The organism is Pseudoalteromonas sp. SR45-1, assembly GCF_014163655.1.
Lineage (GTDB): Bacteria > Pseudomonadota > Gammaproteobacteria > Enterobacterales > Alteromonadaceae > Pseudoalteromonas > Pseudoalteromonas distincta.
Window position 1 is genome coordinate 367,762 of record NZ_JACJDR010000001.1, and the last position, 16,650, is coordinate 384,411.

Sequence of the window (16,650 nt, forward strand, 5' to 3'; positions counted from 1 at the left end):
CCTCAAAAGATTTGTTTGTCTGATTAATATCAATAACAATCGATAAGTTAAATATTCGTAACAATAAAAATGATTCACTGCTGCTTTAATTCAATCAGTGATACTCAGGAGTAAGTAATGAAAAAGAGTTTAATTGCCGCAGCATTAGCTGCCACATTTATTACAGGTTGTTCAGAGCCGCAAACAACAAAAATAGACGAGCAACAACCTAAAGTAACTACAGCAACAGTGACAGAAAAAGCAGAGTTAGGTAGTTTTGGTGTTGATCTAACAGCTCGTAACGAAGCCGTGAAACCAGGCGATGACTTTTTTATGTATTCCAGCGGCACGTGGTATGACAACTACGAAATGCCTGCAGATAAAACCCGCTATGGTGCATTTTCTGGATTAGCAGAGCGCAGCGAAGGCGATGTTAAAGCTATTATTGAAGAAATAGCCGCACGTAAAGATTTAAACGCAGAAGAAAAACTCGTTGCTGATTTTTACAATGCCTATATGGATACCGAAACACTTAATAAACTAGGTGTAGCGCCAATCAAGCCATTGTTAAGTGAAATTAGTGATATAGCGTCAACCGACGATTTAGCTGAAATGTTTGGTAAATCTTGGTTAACCGGTAATAAAGCCCCTTTTGGCGGCGGCATGTGGTTTAATCGATTAGACCCTAACAAATATGAAATGTCACTAGGTGCGGGTGGGTTAGGCTTACCAGATCGCTCTTACTACCTTGAGGACGCTGAGCGCTTTGTTAAAACCCGTACAGCTTATGTTGCCCACATTGCTGACATGCTTGAGTTTGCAGGAGTAGAAAATACCGCTGAGCGCGCTCAAGCAATTGTTGATCTTGAAACCAAAATTGCACAAGGTCATTGGCCTCGTGAAAAGCGCCGTAATCGCGATTTAACGCTAAACCAAATTGAACGCGCCGATTTAAGCACTGCTTATCCTGGTTTTAACTGGGATTTATACTTTGCGCAAACAGGTTATAAAGTACCTCAGTTAAATGTATCTCAGCCTGAGCCAATAAAAGCGATGATTGAGCTAATCAATCAAGAAGATATTGCAGTATGGAAAGACTACCTAACGTATCACGCTATTAGCGGTAACGCAGGTTTACTATCAGAAGACGTATTTAATACTAACTTTGCTTTTTTTGGTAAAGAACTAAGCGGACAACAAGAGCCTCGCCCTCGTTGGAAGCGTGCAATCAGTGAAATGTCGGGTACAAATTCGCTTGGTTTTGCTATTGGTAAAATATACGTAGCACGTTACTTTCCTGAGTCATCAAAACAACAAATGTCAGAGCTAGTTGAAAACCTTCGTACAGCCCTTGGTGAACGTATTGATAACCTAGAATGGATGGGCGATGAAACTAAAGTAAATGCGCGCGCTAAACTGGCTGCATTTGTACCAAAAATTGGTTACCCCAATGTATGGCAGTCTTATGAAGGTTTAAGCATTACTAAAAACGATTTAATCGGTAATGTGAAAAACATGCGTGAATTTTTTCATGCAGAAAGTGTTGAAAAAGAGCTACAAAAAACAGACCGTAACCGCTGGGGCATGACGCCACAACGCGTAAACGCTTACTACAATAGCTCGTTTAATGAAATTGTATTTCCGGCTGCGATATTACAACCGCCGTTTTTCGATCCAAATGCCGATCCGGCTGTAAACTATGGCGGTATTGGCGCTGTAATTGGTCATGAAATGGGTCATGGGTTTGACGATCAAGGTTCAAAATCTGACGAAAACGGTGTGCAACGTAACTGGTGGACTGATGCTGACCGCGCTGCATTTGACAAAAAAGCCGATCAACTGGCTGCGCAGTACAGTAAATACGAGCCAATCGAAGGTAATTTTGTTAATGGTCGAAATAGCCTTGGCGAAAACATTGGTGATGTAGGTGGGCTATCAATGGCTTATCACGCGTACAAGCTCAGTTTAAATGGTAAAGAAGCGCCTGTTATTGACGGCGTTACTGGCGATCAGCGTTTCTTCCTTGCGTGGGCACAAGTATGGAAAGAAAAACGTACTGAGCAAAGCATGCTTAACCAACTGCGTGGTGGCACACATGCCCCAGGTCGCTTTAGAGCACAAGCGCCGCGTAACCATGATGCATGGTACAAAGCGTTTGATGTAAAACCAGGCGATGCGTTATACCTTCCTGAAGATGAGCGTGTACGTATTTGGTAAGTAACACTTACTTTTTATTACTTAGTAAGGCAACCTGTTATACAGGTTGCTTTTTTATTGAATTAAATTTACACATAATAGATATAATTCCAACGTCTAGAACCCTCGATGATCCCATTAATAAAATACAGTTTACATGGCTTTTAAACGTTACCGATTTAATCTGTTTTAATACTTACTAGCCCTTGAATGCATTTACCTTTAGAATACGCATTATAATTTTATTCTATTATTTACATATATTAAGGCGAAACGCAGATGGGAAGAGCTTACCAAAACAAAAAAGATTCAATGGCTAAGACTGCGGGTGCTAAAACTAAAGTTTATTCTAAGTACGGCAAAGAAATTTATATTTGTGCAAAAAACGGCGGTGTAGATCCAGATGGTAACTTATCATTACGTCGTTTAATTGAACGCGCTAAAAAAGACCAAGTACCAGCACACGTTATTGACCGCGCAATAGACAAAGCAAAAGGCGGCGGCGGTGAAGACTACGCAGCAACACGTTACGAAGGTTACGGCCCTGGTAACTGTATGATTATTGTTGACTGTTTAACAGACAACAACAAGCGTACCTTTGCTGATGTACGTGTTTGTTTTACCAAAGCGAATGCTAAAATTGGCGCTCAAAACTCTGTTTCACATTTATTTGATCACCTTGCTATTTTTGTATTTGACGGTGATGACGACGAAGCAGTACTTGAAGCTCTTATGATGGCTGATGTTGATGTAACTGACGTAGAAGTAGATGACGGTAAAGTTACTGTTTTTGCTCCTCACACAGAGTACAACAATACACGTACAGCGCTTGAAGAAATGGGCGTGACTGAATTTGACGAAGACCTAATTAGCTTTGTGCCACAAATTGAAACGCCGATTGAAGGCGAAGACGTTGAAGTTATGGAACGCTTTTTAGCAATGTTAGAAGATTGCGACGACGTGCAAAACGTTTACCATAACGCGCAATTCTAAAGAGCGATTTAGTAAGTTAGAACGACTTTAAGCCAACAGCTATGTTGGCTTTTTCATTTTTAGAACATGGTATTAATATGAACTCCCTTAAAGAGCTTAAAAGTGGCAAACTTGTTGGTGCTACTCGCCTGCAATTGGTAGAAGAGCTAACGACATTTCCTGAAGAAATCTTTAGCTTAGCTGACACGCTTGAAGTTCTCGATTTATCAAATAATAACTTATCAACACTACCTGATGAATTTGCCTGTTTAACAAACCTGAAGCGTGTGTTTTTATCGTTTAATCAGTTTAAGCATATTCCTAAAGTGCTCGCTAAATGCCCTGCTTTAATTATGGTCGCGTTTAAAGGTAACCAAATTTCTGAATTTGCTTTAAACAGCCTGCCAAAAAATATTGAGTGGCTAATACTCACCGATAATACGTTAAGCGAATTGCCTGAAGATTTCGGTAATTATACCCAGCTTAAAAAGCTTGCGCTTGCAGGCAATCAACTTAAGCAACTGCCAAGTAGCATGGCGCAGTGTAAAAACCTTGAGCTTGTTAGGCTCTCTGCTAATAACTTAACACACGTAGACGACTGGCTGTTTGAATTGCCTAAACTTGCTTGGCTTGCGTTTGCCGGTAACGATTTTAATAAAGCCCAGTGCCTTACAAAAAGCTGCTTAGAAAATAAGTCTCTTAACGATTACACACTTAGTCATGTTATTGGCCAAGGTGCATCGGGCGTTATTCATTTAGCACAAGCTATTGAAAGTGCTGTAGCGATTAAATTATTTAAAGGCGCAATTACCAGCGACGGCTACCCGCTTGATGAAGTAAATTGCTGCTTACAAGCAGGCGATCACGCTAATTTAATTCAAGTACTTGCCTACATTGAGCAAAGTGATCAGCTAGGTTTAGTAATGGAGCTAATAGATAAAAGCTTTGCTAATTTAGGCCTGCCTCCAAGCCTTGAAACCTGTACTCGTGATACCTTTAATGATGATTGCCATTACTCAACTCACGCTATTTTAAAAATTGCACAGCAAATGGTAAGTACCTTACATCACTTGCATATTTGTAAAGTAAGCCATGGCGACGTGTATGCGCATAACACCATGATAAACAAAGATGCTGATGTATTATTTGGTGATTTTGGTGCAGCCACAAACTTAGCCATGTTAAGTGATTATCAACAAAAGCAAATCGAGTTAATTGAAGTACGTGCATTAGGGTGTTTAATTGAAGACTTAATAGGCACGGTAACTGGCGATGATAAACAAAGTGAGCTCTTTGTTAAAATGTCCGATATGGCAAAATGTGCCATGCAACCTACATTAAATCAAAGACCTACATTTACTGAGTTATTAGCAGAGCTAAAATAAATTTAATATTAATAATATAAGCGAGCAAAATGTAACATCTTACTCGCTTTTATTTTATGTTTATTCGGATTTTCCGTACTTATTTAGTGCGCTTAAACGGGTAAACCTGTTGTTTAAGCATACCTACGGGCATGTAATCCCCGACTACACCATACGCTTGTGGCCACTCTTTTTGGCCTTTAACAGCAGTACCAAACACATAATCTAAAAACGAAAAATGTGCAGCGTAATTTCGGTCAATCGCGGCTTTATCTGACGCATGATGCCAATGGTGAAACTGCGGTGTAACCATAAAATATTTTAGCCAACCAAATTTCACACGCACATTTGCATGGTTAAACACAGCCTGCAAACCCACAATTATTACGTACAAACTAATTATTTGCTGTGAAAAACCAAGTACAAATATAGGCGTGAGCACTAAGCTGCGCGTTACGAGTATTTCAAGAATATGCTGGCGAGAGCCCGCTAACCAATCCATTTCTTTAGCACTGTGATGTACGCCATGAAAGCGCCATAATAAAGGGACTTCGTGATAGGCACGATGCACCCAATACTGCATTAAATCAGCCACGAGTATTATTAAAAACAACTGCACTATAAAGGGTGTTTGCTCTATATAACCTTGTACTGTAGATGATACAGCCCAGCCAAAGCCATAATGCACAAAGTGGTTAGTAACGAGTAATACAAAACCAATAATTAAATGATTTACAAAAAAGTGGTTTAAATCGCCTCGCCATTCGCTACGTAATATTTTTTGATCTTTACGATGAGGTAATAACTTTTCAATCACAATAAATATAAGTGTTGAGCCGAGTAAATCTAAAATAAACCAATCAAGCCCTATATAAGGTGTATCAGAAGCAAATTCGTTTACTTCAACGTTTGGTCCGCCAAACATAATAGCGAGTAAAATAAAAAACCACGCTGTAGCCCCTAAACGCTTATTGGTATTACGTACAAAGTTAAGTAATCCTAAACTGCCCGAGACCAATAATGATGCAAACATAAGCTGACGTAAAAAGTCGACGCTGTAGCTTTTTCTCAGCTCTGGTGTGGTTAAATATTCAGGAAAGTGAAACGCTAATACGCCTAAGCAACTCAGTATTGCTAAAAAGCAGGCTATGTAGCCACTTATGTTGCCCTCACCTATCTGAAGATGATTTGTGCGAAATACTTTTCGCGATAGAGCTCTGATCATTTTTATTATTCCTTGCGTCGTTGAGTTGATTAAATACAACGAAATTCCATTGATTTACACACCCACATATTAACAAAATTTAGGGTATAAAAAATACAAATAGTTCCCTTCTAATTTTGAATTGCAAATATACAGATAAACTAAACGCAAAAAAGCCACGCAATGCGTGGCTTGGTTGGATAAAGCTAAACTTTTACAAGGTCAATTATAAGTACTGACCTAATGCTTTAACTTGGTCTAACATGCGGTTTGAGAAACCCCACTCATTGTCGTACCAAGCCATTACTTTAACTAGTTTGCCATTGGCTTTAGTTTGCGTTGCATCAAAGATAGACGACGCTGGGTTATGGTTAAAGTCGATAGAAACAAGCGGAAGCTCGTTATATTCTAAAATACTCTTCATTGAACCCGTTGATGCTTCTTTCATGATTGCATTGATTTCTTCTGCAGTCGTATCACGCTTAGTGATAAACGTAAAATCAACTAAAGAAACATTGATTGTAGGTACACGTACCGACATACCATCTAATTTACCAGCAAGTTCTGGTAATACTAAACCAACAGCTGCCGCAGCTCCTGTTTTAGTTGGGATCATAGATTGAGTTGCACTACGCGCACGGTATAAATCTGGGTGGTAAACGTCAGATAAGTTTTGATCGTTGGTGTAAGCGTGAATAGTCGTCATGCTACCTTGCTCAATACCTACTGTATCGTTAATTGCTTTTGCAATTGGCGCTAAACAGTTAGTAGTACAAGAAGCGTTAGAAATGATATTGCTATCAGCATTAATTACGTCGCTGTTTACACCATGCACTACTGTTGCATCTAAACCAGTACCTGGAGCAGATACGATTACTTTTTTCGCGCCTGCAGTAATGTGCTTAGCAGCGTCATCACGTTTAGTGAAAAAACCAGTACATTCTAAAACGATATCTACGTTTAGCTCTTTCCACGGTAAGTTTGCAGGGTCACGCTCTTGCGTTAACGTAATTACGTCATCCCCAATTAGCATAGTGTTGTTTTCAAGTGTTACTTTTTTTGAAAATTGACCATGAACTGAGTCATATTGCGTTAAATGTGCATTTACGTTAGCTGGTGCTAAATCGTTAATTGCTACAATTTTAATTTCGCTGTTTTGAGCTGACTCATAAAGTGCACGTAAAACATTTCTACCGATACGGCCGTAACCGTTAATTGCTACATTAATCATTTTAGACTCCTATTTAAGTTCACTTGCTTGGCGAGCAAGCGCTTCAATTGCTTGCCAGTCTTTATTTTCAATTAGTTGTTTATCTAGCATCCACGTACCACCAACACAAATAACGTTGTTAAGCGCTAAATAATTAGGAGCAGTTGCTAGGCTAATGCCGCCAGTTGGGCAAAAAGTAATATGTGGTAATGGGCCACCGATTGATTTAAGCATAGCTGTTCCGCCTGCAGCTTCTGCTGGGAAGAATTTTAAATACTTAAAACCATGCGACGCAAGTTGCATAACTTCACTTGCAGTTGCAGCGCCTGGTAAAAATGGTATATCTGATGTTTTAGCTAAAGCAATAAGCTCATCACTAACACCTGGACTCACCATAAAATCAGCACCAGCGGCAACCGAAAGATCAAAACTTGCCTTATCTACTACCGTACCAGTACCTACATAGGCTTCAGGTACTTCTGCTTTCATTAGCTTTACAGCTTCTGCAGCAATGGGTGTACGTAGTGTTATTTCTAAGGCTTTTAAGCCACCGTTGTATAAAGCTCTTGCAAGTGGTGCTGCATCTTCTAATTTTTCGATTACAACCACTGGCACTACGGGTGCCGATGCTAAGATTTTTTCAATACTCATTACTTGTTCCTCATTACCCAGTATGGCTAATATTTATTCAAGTCCAAAAGCACTCGCGCCTAAATCGGCACTGCTTACGATATTTCTAAATCCAGTAAATAATTCACGACCTGTACCAAATGTTGCACTTGGCAGGCTAAGCTCTGCTTCACGCTTAGCAAGTTCTTCGTCGCTAACGTGTACTTTTAATATTCCGTTTGGCGCATCAAGCGTCACTAAATCGCCTTCTCGGATTTTAGCAATAACGCCGCCTTCTACTGCCTCTGGTGCTAAGTGAATAGCAGCAGGTACTTTACCTGATGCACCCGACATCCGACCGTCAGTAACAATGGCTACTTTAAAGCCTTCATCTTGAAGCGTTGCCATTACTGGCGTTAACTTGTGTAGCTCTGGCATACCTTTCGCTTTAGGGCCTTGCTCTTTTAGCACGGCAATAAAGTCTTGGTTTAATTCGCCACGAGTGTATGCATCTTGCAGAGCACTTTGTGAACTAAATACTTTTGCAGGAGCAGTAACGGTTTGATGTTCTTCAGCAACAGCTGACACTTTGATAACAGCTTTACCTAAGTTGCCAGTTAGAAGTTGCAGACCACCTTGCTTACTAAATGGGTTACTCACTGGGCGAAGTACTTCTTCATCGTGCGAGTTTGCTGGGCAATCTACCCATTTAACTTTAGTTGGGCCAGTTGAGTCGCTCATGATCAAGCTATCGTCTTTATCCAAACGAGGCTCTGTCATGTATGGTGCTAAACCATCGCCAAGCATTGTTTTAACGTCTGTATGTAAGTAACCAGCGCTTGCTAGTTCTCGCATTAAGAAACCCATACCGCCTGCTGCTTGAAAGTGGTTTACATCAGCTGAGCCGTTAGGGTAAATACGTGTAAGAAGTGGTACAACTTCTGATAAGTCAGACATATCTTTCCACGTAACCTGAATGCCGGCAGCTTTTGCTATCGCAACAATATGGATTGCATGGTTAGTAGAACCACCTGTAGAAAGCAGACCCACTAAACCATTTATAATCGTTTTTTCGCTGATCACATCGGCTAAACACGGGCTTTCTTTATCATCCGTAAGCTGCTTAAGCATTGTCTCTACAGCATTACCTGTAAGGCCATCGCGAAGCTCAGTGTAAGGGTTAATAAACGAGCTACCTGGAAGGTGTAAGCCCATTATTTCCATCAACATTTGGTTTGAATTGGCAGTACCGTAGAACGTACACGTACCAGCGCTGTGATAAGACGCACTTTCAGCTTCAAGTAAGTCTTCGCGGCTCACTAGACCTTGTGCAAACTTTTGGCGAATACGTGCTTTTTCTTTATTCGGAATACCTGATTGCATTGGACCTGCTGGTAAAAAGAACACAGGTAAATGACCAAACGACAATGCACCAATTAATAAACCCGGGACGATTTTGTCGCAAACGCCTAAACAAAAAACGCCATCAAACACATCGTGCGAAAGGGAAATTGCCGTAGACATAGCAATTACATCGCGAGAAAAAAGTGAAAGTTCCATGCCGTCACGCCCTTGCGTAACACCATCACACATTGCAGGCACGCCACCAGCAACTTGAGCTGTAGCATCGTATTTTGTTGCAATGTCTTTAATTAAATCTGGGTAGTCTTTGTATGGCACATGAGCCGATAACATGTCGTTGTATGAGTTGATAATAGCAAGATTTGGTTGCTCATCAGCCTTTAAGCGCGCTTTGTCATCACTGCTACATGCAGCCATAACATGGGCTATATTTCCGCAACCTAAACCGGCACGAACTCTTGTTTGTTTTTTTGCGTGCGAAATGCGATCTAAATAATCTTGACGGGTATTTTTACTGCGTTCGATAACGCGCTGGGTAACTTCTTGAATACGAGGATGTAACATAATTTAACTCATCTCTATTAGTTAGAGGATAAAGGCTCAGTAGCAACTACAGACTCCACGTAAATAACTGTACTGAGCATCTTTGATTTACCCGTTCAAAGGTACGCTACCAGGGAGCCTCTCACAACAACCCTGACACCGGTGTCACTGTATTAACGCATAGCAATGACACCGGTGTCAACCCCGGGTAACAAAAATAGTTTAATATTTTAACATGACCGAATAATGACCTAATTGATTTTTAGGCACAAACCATGTTTTAGCAAGTTCAGAGTAAAAAAAGCCCGAATAAGCGTCACTCATATTCGGGCTACTGTGAAAGTGTTTTAAACTCACTATTTTATTGCTGAGGTAGACTCGCGTGTAATCAAGCGCGACTCAAGCGTTACCTGATACGGCTGCTCTTGTGGTTGAGCTATGTGTGAAATAAGTTGCGTTACGGCTTGTTTAGTCATTTCTTCAACGGGCTGTGCAATCGTTGTTAACCCAGGCCAAATATGACGTGCAATGGGCGCATTATCAAACCCAGCTATTGAAATGTCATCAGGCACTTTTAATTGGCGCTGAGTTGCTAATTTAAGTACGGCAGCCGCCATGTAATCGTTTGATGCAAATACAGCGGTTGGCCTAGGGGATAAATCTAATATGCTGCGTGCACTATCTACACCTGAGTGATAACTAAAGTTACCCTCCTCGACTAAGCGCTCATCAAATTCTATACCATGGCTTGCAAGTGAACGCCTGTAACCTTTAAAACGTTGTTGCGTGGCACTGTGATCCGGGTGCCCTTTAATAAAGGCTATAGATTTATGACCGAGGTTAATTAAATGCTCGGTAATTTCAAATGCGCCTTGCTCGTCGTTACTACGCACTGAAATTGAATCATCTTGTAGTAAAGCTGAAGCAACTCTTGCATAAGGAATTTTTTTAGATTTTAAAAAAGAAGCAAGCTCAGCAAAATCACCAAAAGGAGGTGTTAGCACAATGCCATCTAATCGAGAAGTTTGTAGTAATTGCTCAATATTATTTATAAGTGCTTCACCACGAAACTCACAAGGGTGTATCAATAAATTATAGTTGTTTTCTTTACACGCTTCTAAGGCGCCCGTTTGCACTCGGGTAATATAACTTTTACTTGGGTTATCGTATAAACAGCCAATAATAAAGCTACGATTTTGAGCAAGACCTCGTGCAATTGGATTTGGGGTGTAATCAAGCTCTTTAAATACCGCAAGCACCTTTTCTCGGGTGGCGGCACTTACATTAGGCTCATTGTTTAACACGCGTGAGACGGTTTTTTTAGAAACCCCTGCATGGCTTGCTACACTATTTATGGTTACTTTTTTCATCTGTCCATTATCCAAATACAACCTGTAAGACCAAAGCCCTATTTGCTATTGTGTAAACACGCAGCAGCGCCAATAAGCGGTATGTTGTCTTGTGTTACGAGTGTTACAGGGATTTGTCCTGCATACTGCGACATAATACCCTTTTGCGAAAATCGTTCAACAAAACGACTCTCAAGAAGTCTCGCTTGCATACGAGGTAGTATTCCACCGCCAATAAATAATCCACCTAACGCGCCATAAACAACCGCTAAATCACCGGCAACACTGCCAATCCAATCACAAAACTGGTTTAAGGTTGCATCACACACATCACATTCACCACTATTTGCAAGGCTGCTAATTTGTGCGGCATCTAAATTTTTAGCTGTTACACCCTTAACCGCAGACATTGCTTTGTATAAATGCGTTATGCCAGGACCTGAAAAAACTGTTTCGATAGAAACATGGGGATGATCTTTACGTAACTCATTTAATAATAAAGTATCGAGTTCATTAACAGGTGCAAGTGATATATGCCCCCCTTCTGAACTTAGCACTGCGGTAGATTGAGACGTTCTAACTAAGCACGCGGCACCAAAACCAGTACCTGGACCTATAACACCAATGTTTGCGTTATCATCAGCTTGACCTGATTTAACAATGACATTTTGTTTAGGATCTAAGTAAGGGGCAGCGTAAGCAAAGGCAGCAAAATCATTAATGACTTCAAGTTGTTGTAAATCAAAATGAGTTTTAAATTCACTGACGCTAAAATGCCAACCTAAATTGGTTAAATGCACTTGCCCGGCTTTTATTGGCCCTGCAACGGCTAAACATGCGCGTTTGGGTGCAATATGTGGGACTGTTTGTAAATATTGCTCGAGCGCACTTTCAAGAGAACCAAAATTGGCACTAGGAAAAATATTAATGTGCTCTATTATAAATTGGTTAGTCTGTTCATTAAAAGCAGTTATTAAAGCAAAGCGGGCATTAGTGCCGCCGACATCAGCAACTAAGATGGGATCAAATTGGGCAGAAGCGTTTGGGCTCATAGTATTATCTCTTTTGTTAAGCGACTCATGCTTATTATTTTACAATGGTGTACCATTGTTATTTATACTTTGAGCTATCACCTCAAAGTAGCTATCACAGTAAAAAATGCTGCCTATAAAGATATAGACAGCGAATACGTTTTGACAACAAAATGATAAAACACTGACATTATGACACCGGTGTCAGGAATTTATCAATAAAAATATACGTTAATTCACAAAAAGCTTGAAATTACTCATCAATAAACGAAAATGACACAATTATTTATCAATTTAATTAAGTTGTAACAATGAAAGGTAAAGCTACCTCATTTGATATTGCCCACTATGCAGGGGTATCTCAATCGACTGTATCTCGCGCTTTACGTAACAGCCACCTTGTTAATGAAGAAACACGCAAGCGTGTTTTCGAGATAGCCAAAAAGCTTAATTATAAAGTTGATAAAAATGCGAGTAACCTTCGCACTCAACAAAGTAGTACGCTTGCATTATTGTTGTTTGAAGATCCCACTTCTGACGAGTCCCAAATAAATCCTTTCTTTTTAGCCATGCTTGGCAGTATTACCCGTGCTTGCGCTAAAGAAGGTTACGATTTATTAGTTTCATTTCAATCGGCCAGTGCTGATTGGCAAGCAGACTACGAAGACAGCCACAGAGCTGATGGCATTATTTTACTCGGGTATGGCGATTACATTGATTACCAACCAAAATTTAACACCTTACTTGAACAAAACACTAAGTTTGTTTGCTGGGGTGCAACGGTAGATAACCGTCCCGATTTAACTGTTTGTTGTGATAACTACGGTGGCGGTAAGCTCGCCGCTGAGCACTTTATTGCGCATAGCAGAACTGATTGCGCTTTTATTGGTGATGCTTCTGATCACAGCCCCGAATTTTTTAGTCGTTTTCAGGGTTTTAAAGATGAGCTATTGGCTAACAACGTTAAAATAAATGAACGTAAAATGGCTAATGCTATATCTACTGAAGAATCAGGTTATCACGCCACACGCTCACTAATTGCTAATAATATTAAATTTAACGCCTTATTTGCTGCAAGTGACTTAATTGCTATAGGGGCTATACGCGCACTTAAAGAAGCAAATATTAACGTGCCGAAAGATGTTGCGGTAGTCGGCTTTGATAATATAGCCATTGCAAGTTATGTAAACCCACCACTAACTACAATAGAGCAAAACACCACTATTGCTGGGCAAATGTTAGTAGAGAACCTATTAAAACTGATACGTGGTGAAGAAGTTCAAAGCACCCTGTTGCCTCCTATTCTCATTCCTAGAAAGTCAAGCTGAGCCTTCTCTTTCCATGTATATGCCGATTACATCCATTCACATTCGTTTACAAACAAGAAAACCATTTAAAAACAGACAATTAAAAAAAAATTAGCGAAAAAAATCACTTTTAAGGCCCAAAACTGACTGTTTCAGCACCTATTGCGTAGTTACTCACCATTAACCGCATTTACTATTTAGTTTCAATAATGTAAATTTATTGTGATGCTATATTTCACTTTGTTTAATTTATGATTTATAGCTTAAATAACAATAATATCTCAGGGATTTACATATGTTTAAAACTAAAGCACTATCAAATGCAATAAGATATTCTTTATTGCTAGGATCTGTAGCCTTAGCGCCTAACGCGCTAGCCCAGGAAAATGACTTAAACTCAGACGTTGAGCTAGAAGAAGAAGCGCCAGAGCGAATTGTTGTAACAGGTTCGCGTATAAGAAAAGCTGAATTTTCAAATGCATCGCCAATTCAAATTATCAACGGTGACTTATCTCGTGAAATGGGTTTATTTGATGCAGGTTCAATGCTCCAGTCAACCAGCCAAGCGGCTGGTGCTCAAATAGATAATACATTTGGTGGTTTTGTACTAGATAACGGTCCAGGCGCTGCAACAATCGGATTTCGTGGTTTAGGTGCTGAGCGTACTCTTGTACTTATCAACGGTCGAAGAATGGCTCCCGCAGGTGTAGGTGGTGCGCCAACTTCACCTGATTTGAACTTAATACCAGGTGTAATGATTGAGCGTGTAGAGAATTTATTTGATGGCGCATCAACCGTTTATGGTTCTGATGCAGTAGCGGGTGTAGCTAACGTAATATTAAAAAAAGATGTTGAAGGCTTTATTTTTGATGCATCTTACCGTCAACCTAAAGGTGAAGGCGGTGAAGAAACTGTACTTTCGGGTATGTGGGGCAAAACCATGGATAATGGTTTTATCACCGTTGGTGTTGAATATTCAGAACAGAAATCTCAATCTTTAGCTGGCAACCCTTTTGTTAAAGGGTGTGAAGAGCGTATTTGGGAAGCTGAAGATGGCAGTATCGTAACCCGAAACAGTGGCTATGGTCCTGTAGCAAGCGGTGAAGATTCATGTGACATTTTCCCTCTAACAAACCGTATTAGCGTACCATCTTTCTTTGGTAGTGTTTATTATACACCTGACTTTACAAACACTGGTATTCCAAACTTCAGCGAATCAACTGTACCATCAAGTCTTGAAGGGTTTTTACCTTCATGGGTAGCGGGCGATTTTGATGGCGATGGTATCAATGATGGTGTATTTGTAGATGGTAACGGCGATGGTTTCCGTGACGTTGATTTCCAAGACCCTCTATATGCTTTCCAACAATCTGATTACTACAAAAGTGGTGATTACAGAAGTAAAAATGAACGTATTTCACTAATGCTTAATGGTGAATATAACTTCCAAGATGATAACGATACAACTTTCTACTACGAAGGTTTATACGCTAGTCGTAAATCACCAATTTTTAGCCCAGGTGCACAGATATTCCAACAAGTAGCGGCATCAAACCCATATAACCCTTGTGGAACAAACGGTATTGACTGTTTTGGCGTGTTAGGTGTGGGCCCTGGTGGACCAGAAGCCGTTCAGCCAATCATCAATATTCGTGGTGACCGTGATCAAACTGAGGTTGAAGTTTCACAATATCGTTTAGTTACTGGTGTTACTGGTAATCTTGGTATGTTTGAAAACATCGGTTTAGACAATTGGTACTACGACGCGTCTGTATCGTACAGCGCATCAAAAGGTACTGACCACCGTGTTGGTATTGATGAAGAGCGCTTAATTAACTCATTAGAAACCGCTGTTCTTAATGATGATGGTACTGTTACCTGTGGTACCGGTTCTGATGGATGTGTTCCTGTTAATTTATTTGCAGATAGTATTTATCAAGAAGGTGGCGGTACGCTTTCACCTGAAGAAGCTGCTTACTTATTTATCGACCGCGATATCGAAACTAAAGTAAACCAGTTTGTTTTCAATGCATTCATGGGTGGTGATTTCTTCGCATTACCATGGAACAACGAAACTGTTGCAGGTATCGTTGGGGTTGAATATCGTCGTGATGAAATTGAATCAAATCCAAATGCTGCTGCATCTCAAGGCTTACTATGGGGCTATTTTGCTGACCAAGGCGCTGATGGCTCACGTAACTTAAAGGAAATATTCACAGAAGTTGAATTCCCTCTACTTAAAGGTGTTAAAGGCGCTGAAGAACTTACATTTACAGCTTCTGGCCGTGTTTCTGAAGAATCTTTCTACGATGCAGAATCAACTTATAGTCTTAAAACAATTTACCGTCCTGTTGAGTGGTTTACTCTACGTGCAACAAAAGGTACTTCGTACAGAGCACCTAACCTACGCGAGCGTTTCTTAAACGGTACGTCTGGTTTTAATACAGTTGCCGATCCATGTGTTGTTCCGGAAGATGCTCGTAATATCGACCCATTGAACCCAGGTTCAGCAGCTACATATAATGCAGCTGAAGAAACACGTGATACAGCTGTACTAAACGCTTGTCAAGCATCAGGTATTGATCCAACTACTCTTGGTTTAGGTCAAAATGGAACTGACTCATACACTGCTGCTTACAGCGCTGAGATTGAAACTGGCGGTACAACTGAGCTTAGTGCTGAAACATCAGTGGCTAAAACATATGGTTTTATCTTTGAACAACCGTTCACTGATGCATTTGATTTAACAATGTCATTAACTCGTTTTGATATTGAAGTAACGAATAGTATTGCAGAGCCAAGCGCTGGTTACAGTATTGGTCAGTGTTATTCTGCTGATGGTAATGATGCTTTCTGTAGCCGTATCGGGCGTGATGAAAATGGTCAAATTGATTTAGTTGATGCTAGCTTTATCAATATTGGTTTAATCTCATCTAAAGGTTTTGATTACAATATCTACTTTGAAACAGATACAGTAATTGCAGAAGAAAACCTAGGTATTACACTTGATCTTCAAGCTACTCGCATGACAGAGCAAGTTTTTGACGTGCTTGGTACTATTGATGACAATATGGGCGAGCCAGATTCTCCAGAATGGCGTGGTACCGCTCGCTTACAACTTAAATACTCTGATTTTAGATTTAACTGGGAAACGCGTTTCATCGGTAAAGGTCGTGAAGATGAGGATGATTTAGGTGAATTTGAAGAAGGCACTGCAGGTTGTCGTGGTTTAACTGACGCTAACGGTGAAGCACTTAAATGTCGCCCAGTTGGCTTCACCGATGACTACTTTGTACATAACATTGGTATGACTTGGTCTAACGATGCTTATAAAGTGAACTTTGGTGTTCGTAACGTGTTTAATGAAGCACCTCCTAAAGTAGATCCAAGTGGTTCTTTTTCAAACACTAATATCCCTCTAGGTGTTGGTTATGACACTTCAGGTCGTAGCCCATACATCAGTTTTACAGCTTCTTTTTAATTAGAATTGGCTGAGTAAATATTCAATCCAGATGGCCTAAAAT

General features: G+C 40.2%; 11 protein-coding genes. 5 read left to right on the forward strand and 6 right to left on the reverse strand.

Features of this window, described 5'->3' with window-relative positions:
• Window positions 1–117: 117 nt before the first annotated feature.
• The 3 genes from H5089_RS01680 (at window position 118) to H5089_RS01690 (ending at window position 4,532) form a co-directional block, all read left to right on the forward strand.
• A complete protein-coding gene (locus H5089_RS01680; protein ID WP_182711320.1) occupies window positions 118–2,196 on the forward strand; it encodes a M13 family metallopeptidase in 2,079 nt (692 codons plus the stop codon).
• Between the two features lie 258 nt (window positions 2,197–2,454).
• Entirely contained in the window at window positions 2,455–3,168 is a 714-nt protein-coding gene (locus H5089_RS01685; RefSeq protein ID WP_002959761.1) for a YebC/PmpR family DNA-binding transcriptional regulator, read from the forward strand.
• Window positions 3,169–3,209: 41 nt separating this feature from the next.
• Window positions 3,210–4,532 (forward strand): leucine-rich repeat-containing protein kinase family protein, encoded by a 1,323-nt coding sequence (locus H5089_RS01690; protein ID WP_259395892.1) that lies wholly within the window; start codon window positions 3,210–3,212, stop codon window positions 4,530–4,532.
• A gap of 79 nt (window positions 4,533–4,611) precedes the next feature.
• Here H5089_RS01690 and H5089_RS01695 read toward each other — a convergent pair whose 3' ends face one another.
• The 6 genes from H5089_RS01695 to glk all read right to left on the reverse strand — a co-directional run bounded on the left by H5089_RS01695 (window position 4,612) and on the right by glk (window position 11,840).
• Window positions 4,612–5,736 carry a sterol desaturase family protein gene (locus H5089_RS01695; RefSeq protein ID WP_024597617.1) on the reverse strand — a complete coding sequence of 375 codons (1,125 nt, stop codon included), beginning with the start codon at window positions 5,734–5,736 and terminating at the stop codon, window positions 4,612–4,614.
• A 205-nt stretch (window positions 5,737–5,941) separates the two neighbouring features.
• Window positions 5,942–6,946, reverse strand: a complete 1,005-nt coding sequence (gene gap / locus H5089_RS01700) for a type I glyceraldehyde-3-phosphate dehydrogenase (protein WP_002959757.1) — start codon at window positions 6,944–6,946, stop codon at window positions 5,942–5,944.
• Window positions 6,947–6,955: 9 nt separating this feature from the next.
• Window positions 6,956–7,576, reverse strand: a complete 621-nt coding sequence (gene eda / locus H5089_RS01705) for a bifunctional 4-hydroxy-2-oxoglutarate aldolase/2-dehydro-3-deoxy-phosphogluconate aldolase (protein ID WP_002959756.1) — start codon at window positions 7,574–7,576, stop codon at window positions 6,956–6,958.
• 33 nt (window positions 7,577–7,609) lie between these two features.
• Window positions 7,610–9,460, reverse strand: coding sequence for a phosphogluconate dehydratase (gene edd / locus H5089_RS01710; RefSeq protein WP_182692865.1), 1,851 nt, complete (start codon window positions 9,458–9,460; stop codon window positions 7,610–7,612).
• Window positions 9,461–9,795: 335 nt separating this feature from the next.
• Entirely contained in the window at window positions 9,796–10,809 is a 1,014-nt protein-coding gene (locus H5089_RS01715; protein WP_002959752.1) for a LacI family DNA-binding transcriptional regulator, read from the reverse strand.
• A 38-nt stretch (window positions 10,810–10,847) separates the two neighbouring features.
• On the reverse strand, window positions 10,848–11,840 hold the full coding sequence (glk, locus tag H5089_RS01720) for a glucokinase (RefSeq protein WP_002959751.1): 993 nt from the start codon (window positions 11,838–11,840) through the stop codon (window positions 10,848–10,850).
• 290 nt (window positions 11,841–12,130) lie between these two features.
• Here glk and H5089_RS01725 point away from each other — a divergent pair, with 290 nt between their 5' ends.
• Both H5089_RS01725 and H5089_RS01730 read left to right on the forward strand, forming a co-directional pair.
• Entirely contained in the window at window positions 12,131–13,147 is a 1,017-nt protein-coding gene (locus H5089_RS01725) for a LacI family DNA-binding transcriptional regulator (protein ID WP_182711321.1), read from the forward strand.
• A 274-nt stretch (window positions 13,148–13,421) separates the two neighbouring features.
• Window positions 13,422–16,607 carry a TonB-dependent receptor gene (locus H5089_RS01730; protein ID WP_024596124.1) on the forward strand — a complete coding sequence of 1,062 codons (3,186 nt, stop codon included), beginning with the start codon at window positions 13,422–13,424 and terminating at the stop codon, window positions 16,605–16,607.
• Window positions 16,608–16,650 lie beyond the last annotated feature (43 nt).

Excerpts from the sequence above, each read along its gene's own strand:
- H5089_RS01680 (WP_182711320.1), top strand. The coding sequence starts at position 118 with ATGAAAAAGAGTTTAATTGCCGCAGCATTAGCTGCCACATTTATTACA.
- H5089_RS01685 (WP_002959761.1), top strand. The coding sequence starts at position 2,455 with ATGGGAAGAGCTTACCAAAACAAAAAAGATTCAATGGCTAAGACTGCG.
- H5089_RS01690 (WP_259395892.1), top strand. The coding sequence starts at position 3,210 with ATGTTGGCTTTTTCATTTTTAGAACATGGTATTAATATGAACTCCCTT.
- H5089_RS01695 (WP_024597617.1), bottom strand. The coding sequence starts at position 5,736 with ATGATCAGAGCTCTATCGCGAAAAGTATTTCGCACAAATCATCTTCAG.
- gap (WP_002959757.1), bottom strand. The coding sequence starts at position 6,946 with ATGATTAATGTAGCAATTAACGGTTACGGCCGTATCGGTAGAAATGTT.
- eda (WP_002959756.1), bottom strand. The coding sequence starts at position 7,576 with ATGAGTATTGAAAAAATCTTAGCATCGGCACCCGTAGTGCCAGTGGTT.
- edd (WP_182692865.1), bottom strand. The coding sequence starts at position 9,460 with ATGTTACATCCTCGTATTCAAGAAGTTACCCAGCGCGTTATCGAACGC.
- H5089_RS01715 (WP_002959752.1), bottom strand. The coding sequence starts at position 10,809 with ATGAAAAAAGTAACCATAAATAGTGTAGCAAGCCATGCAGGGGTTTCT.
- glk (WP_002959751.1), bottom strand. The coding sequence starts at position 11,840 with ATGAGCCCAAACGCTTCTGCCCAATTTGATCCCATCTTAGTTGCTGAT.
- H5089_RS01725 (WP_182711321.1), top strand. The coding sequence starts at position 12,131 with ATGAAAGGTAAAGCTACCTCATTTGATATTGCCCACTATGCAGGGGTA.
- H5089_RS01730 (WP_024596124.1), top strand. The coding sequence starts at position 13,422 with ATGTTTAAAACTAAAGCACTATCAAATGCAATAAGATATTCTTTATTG.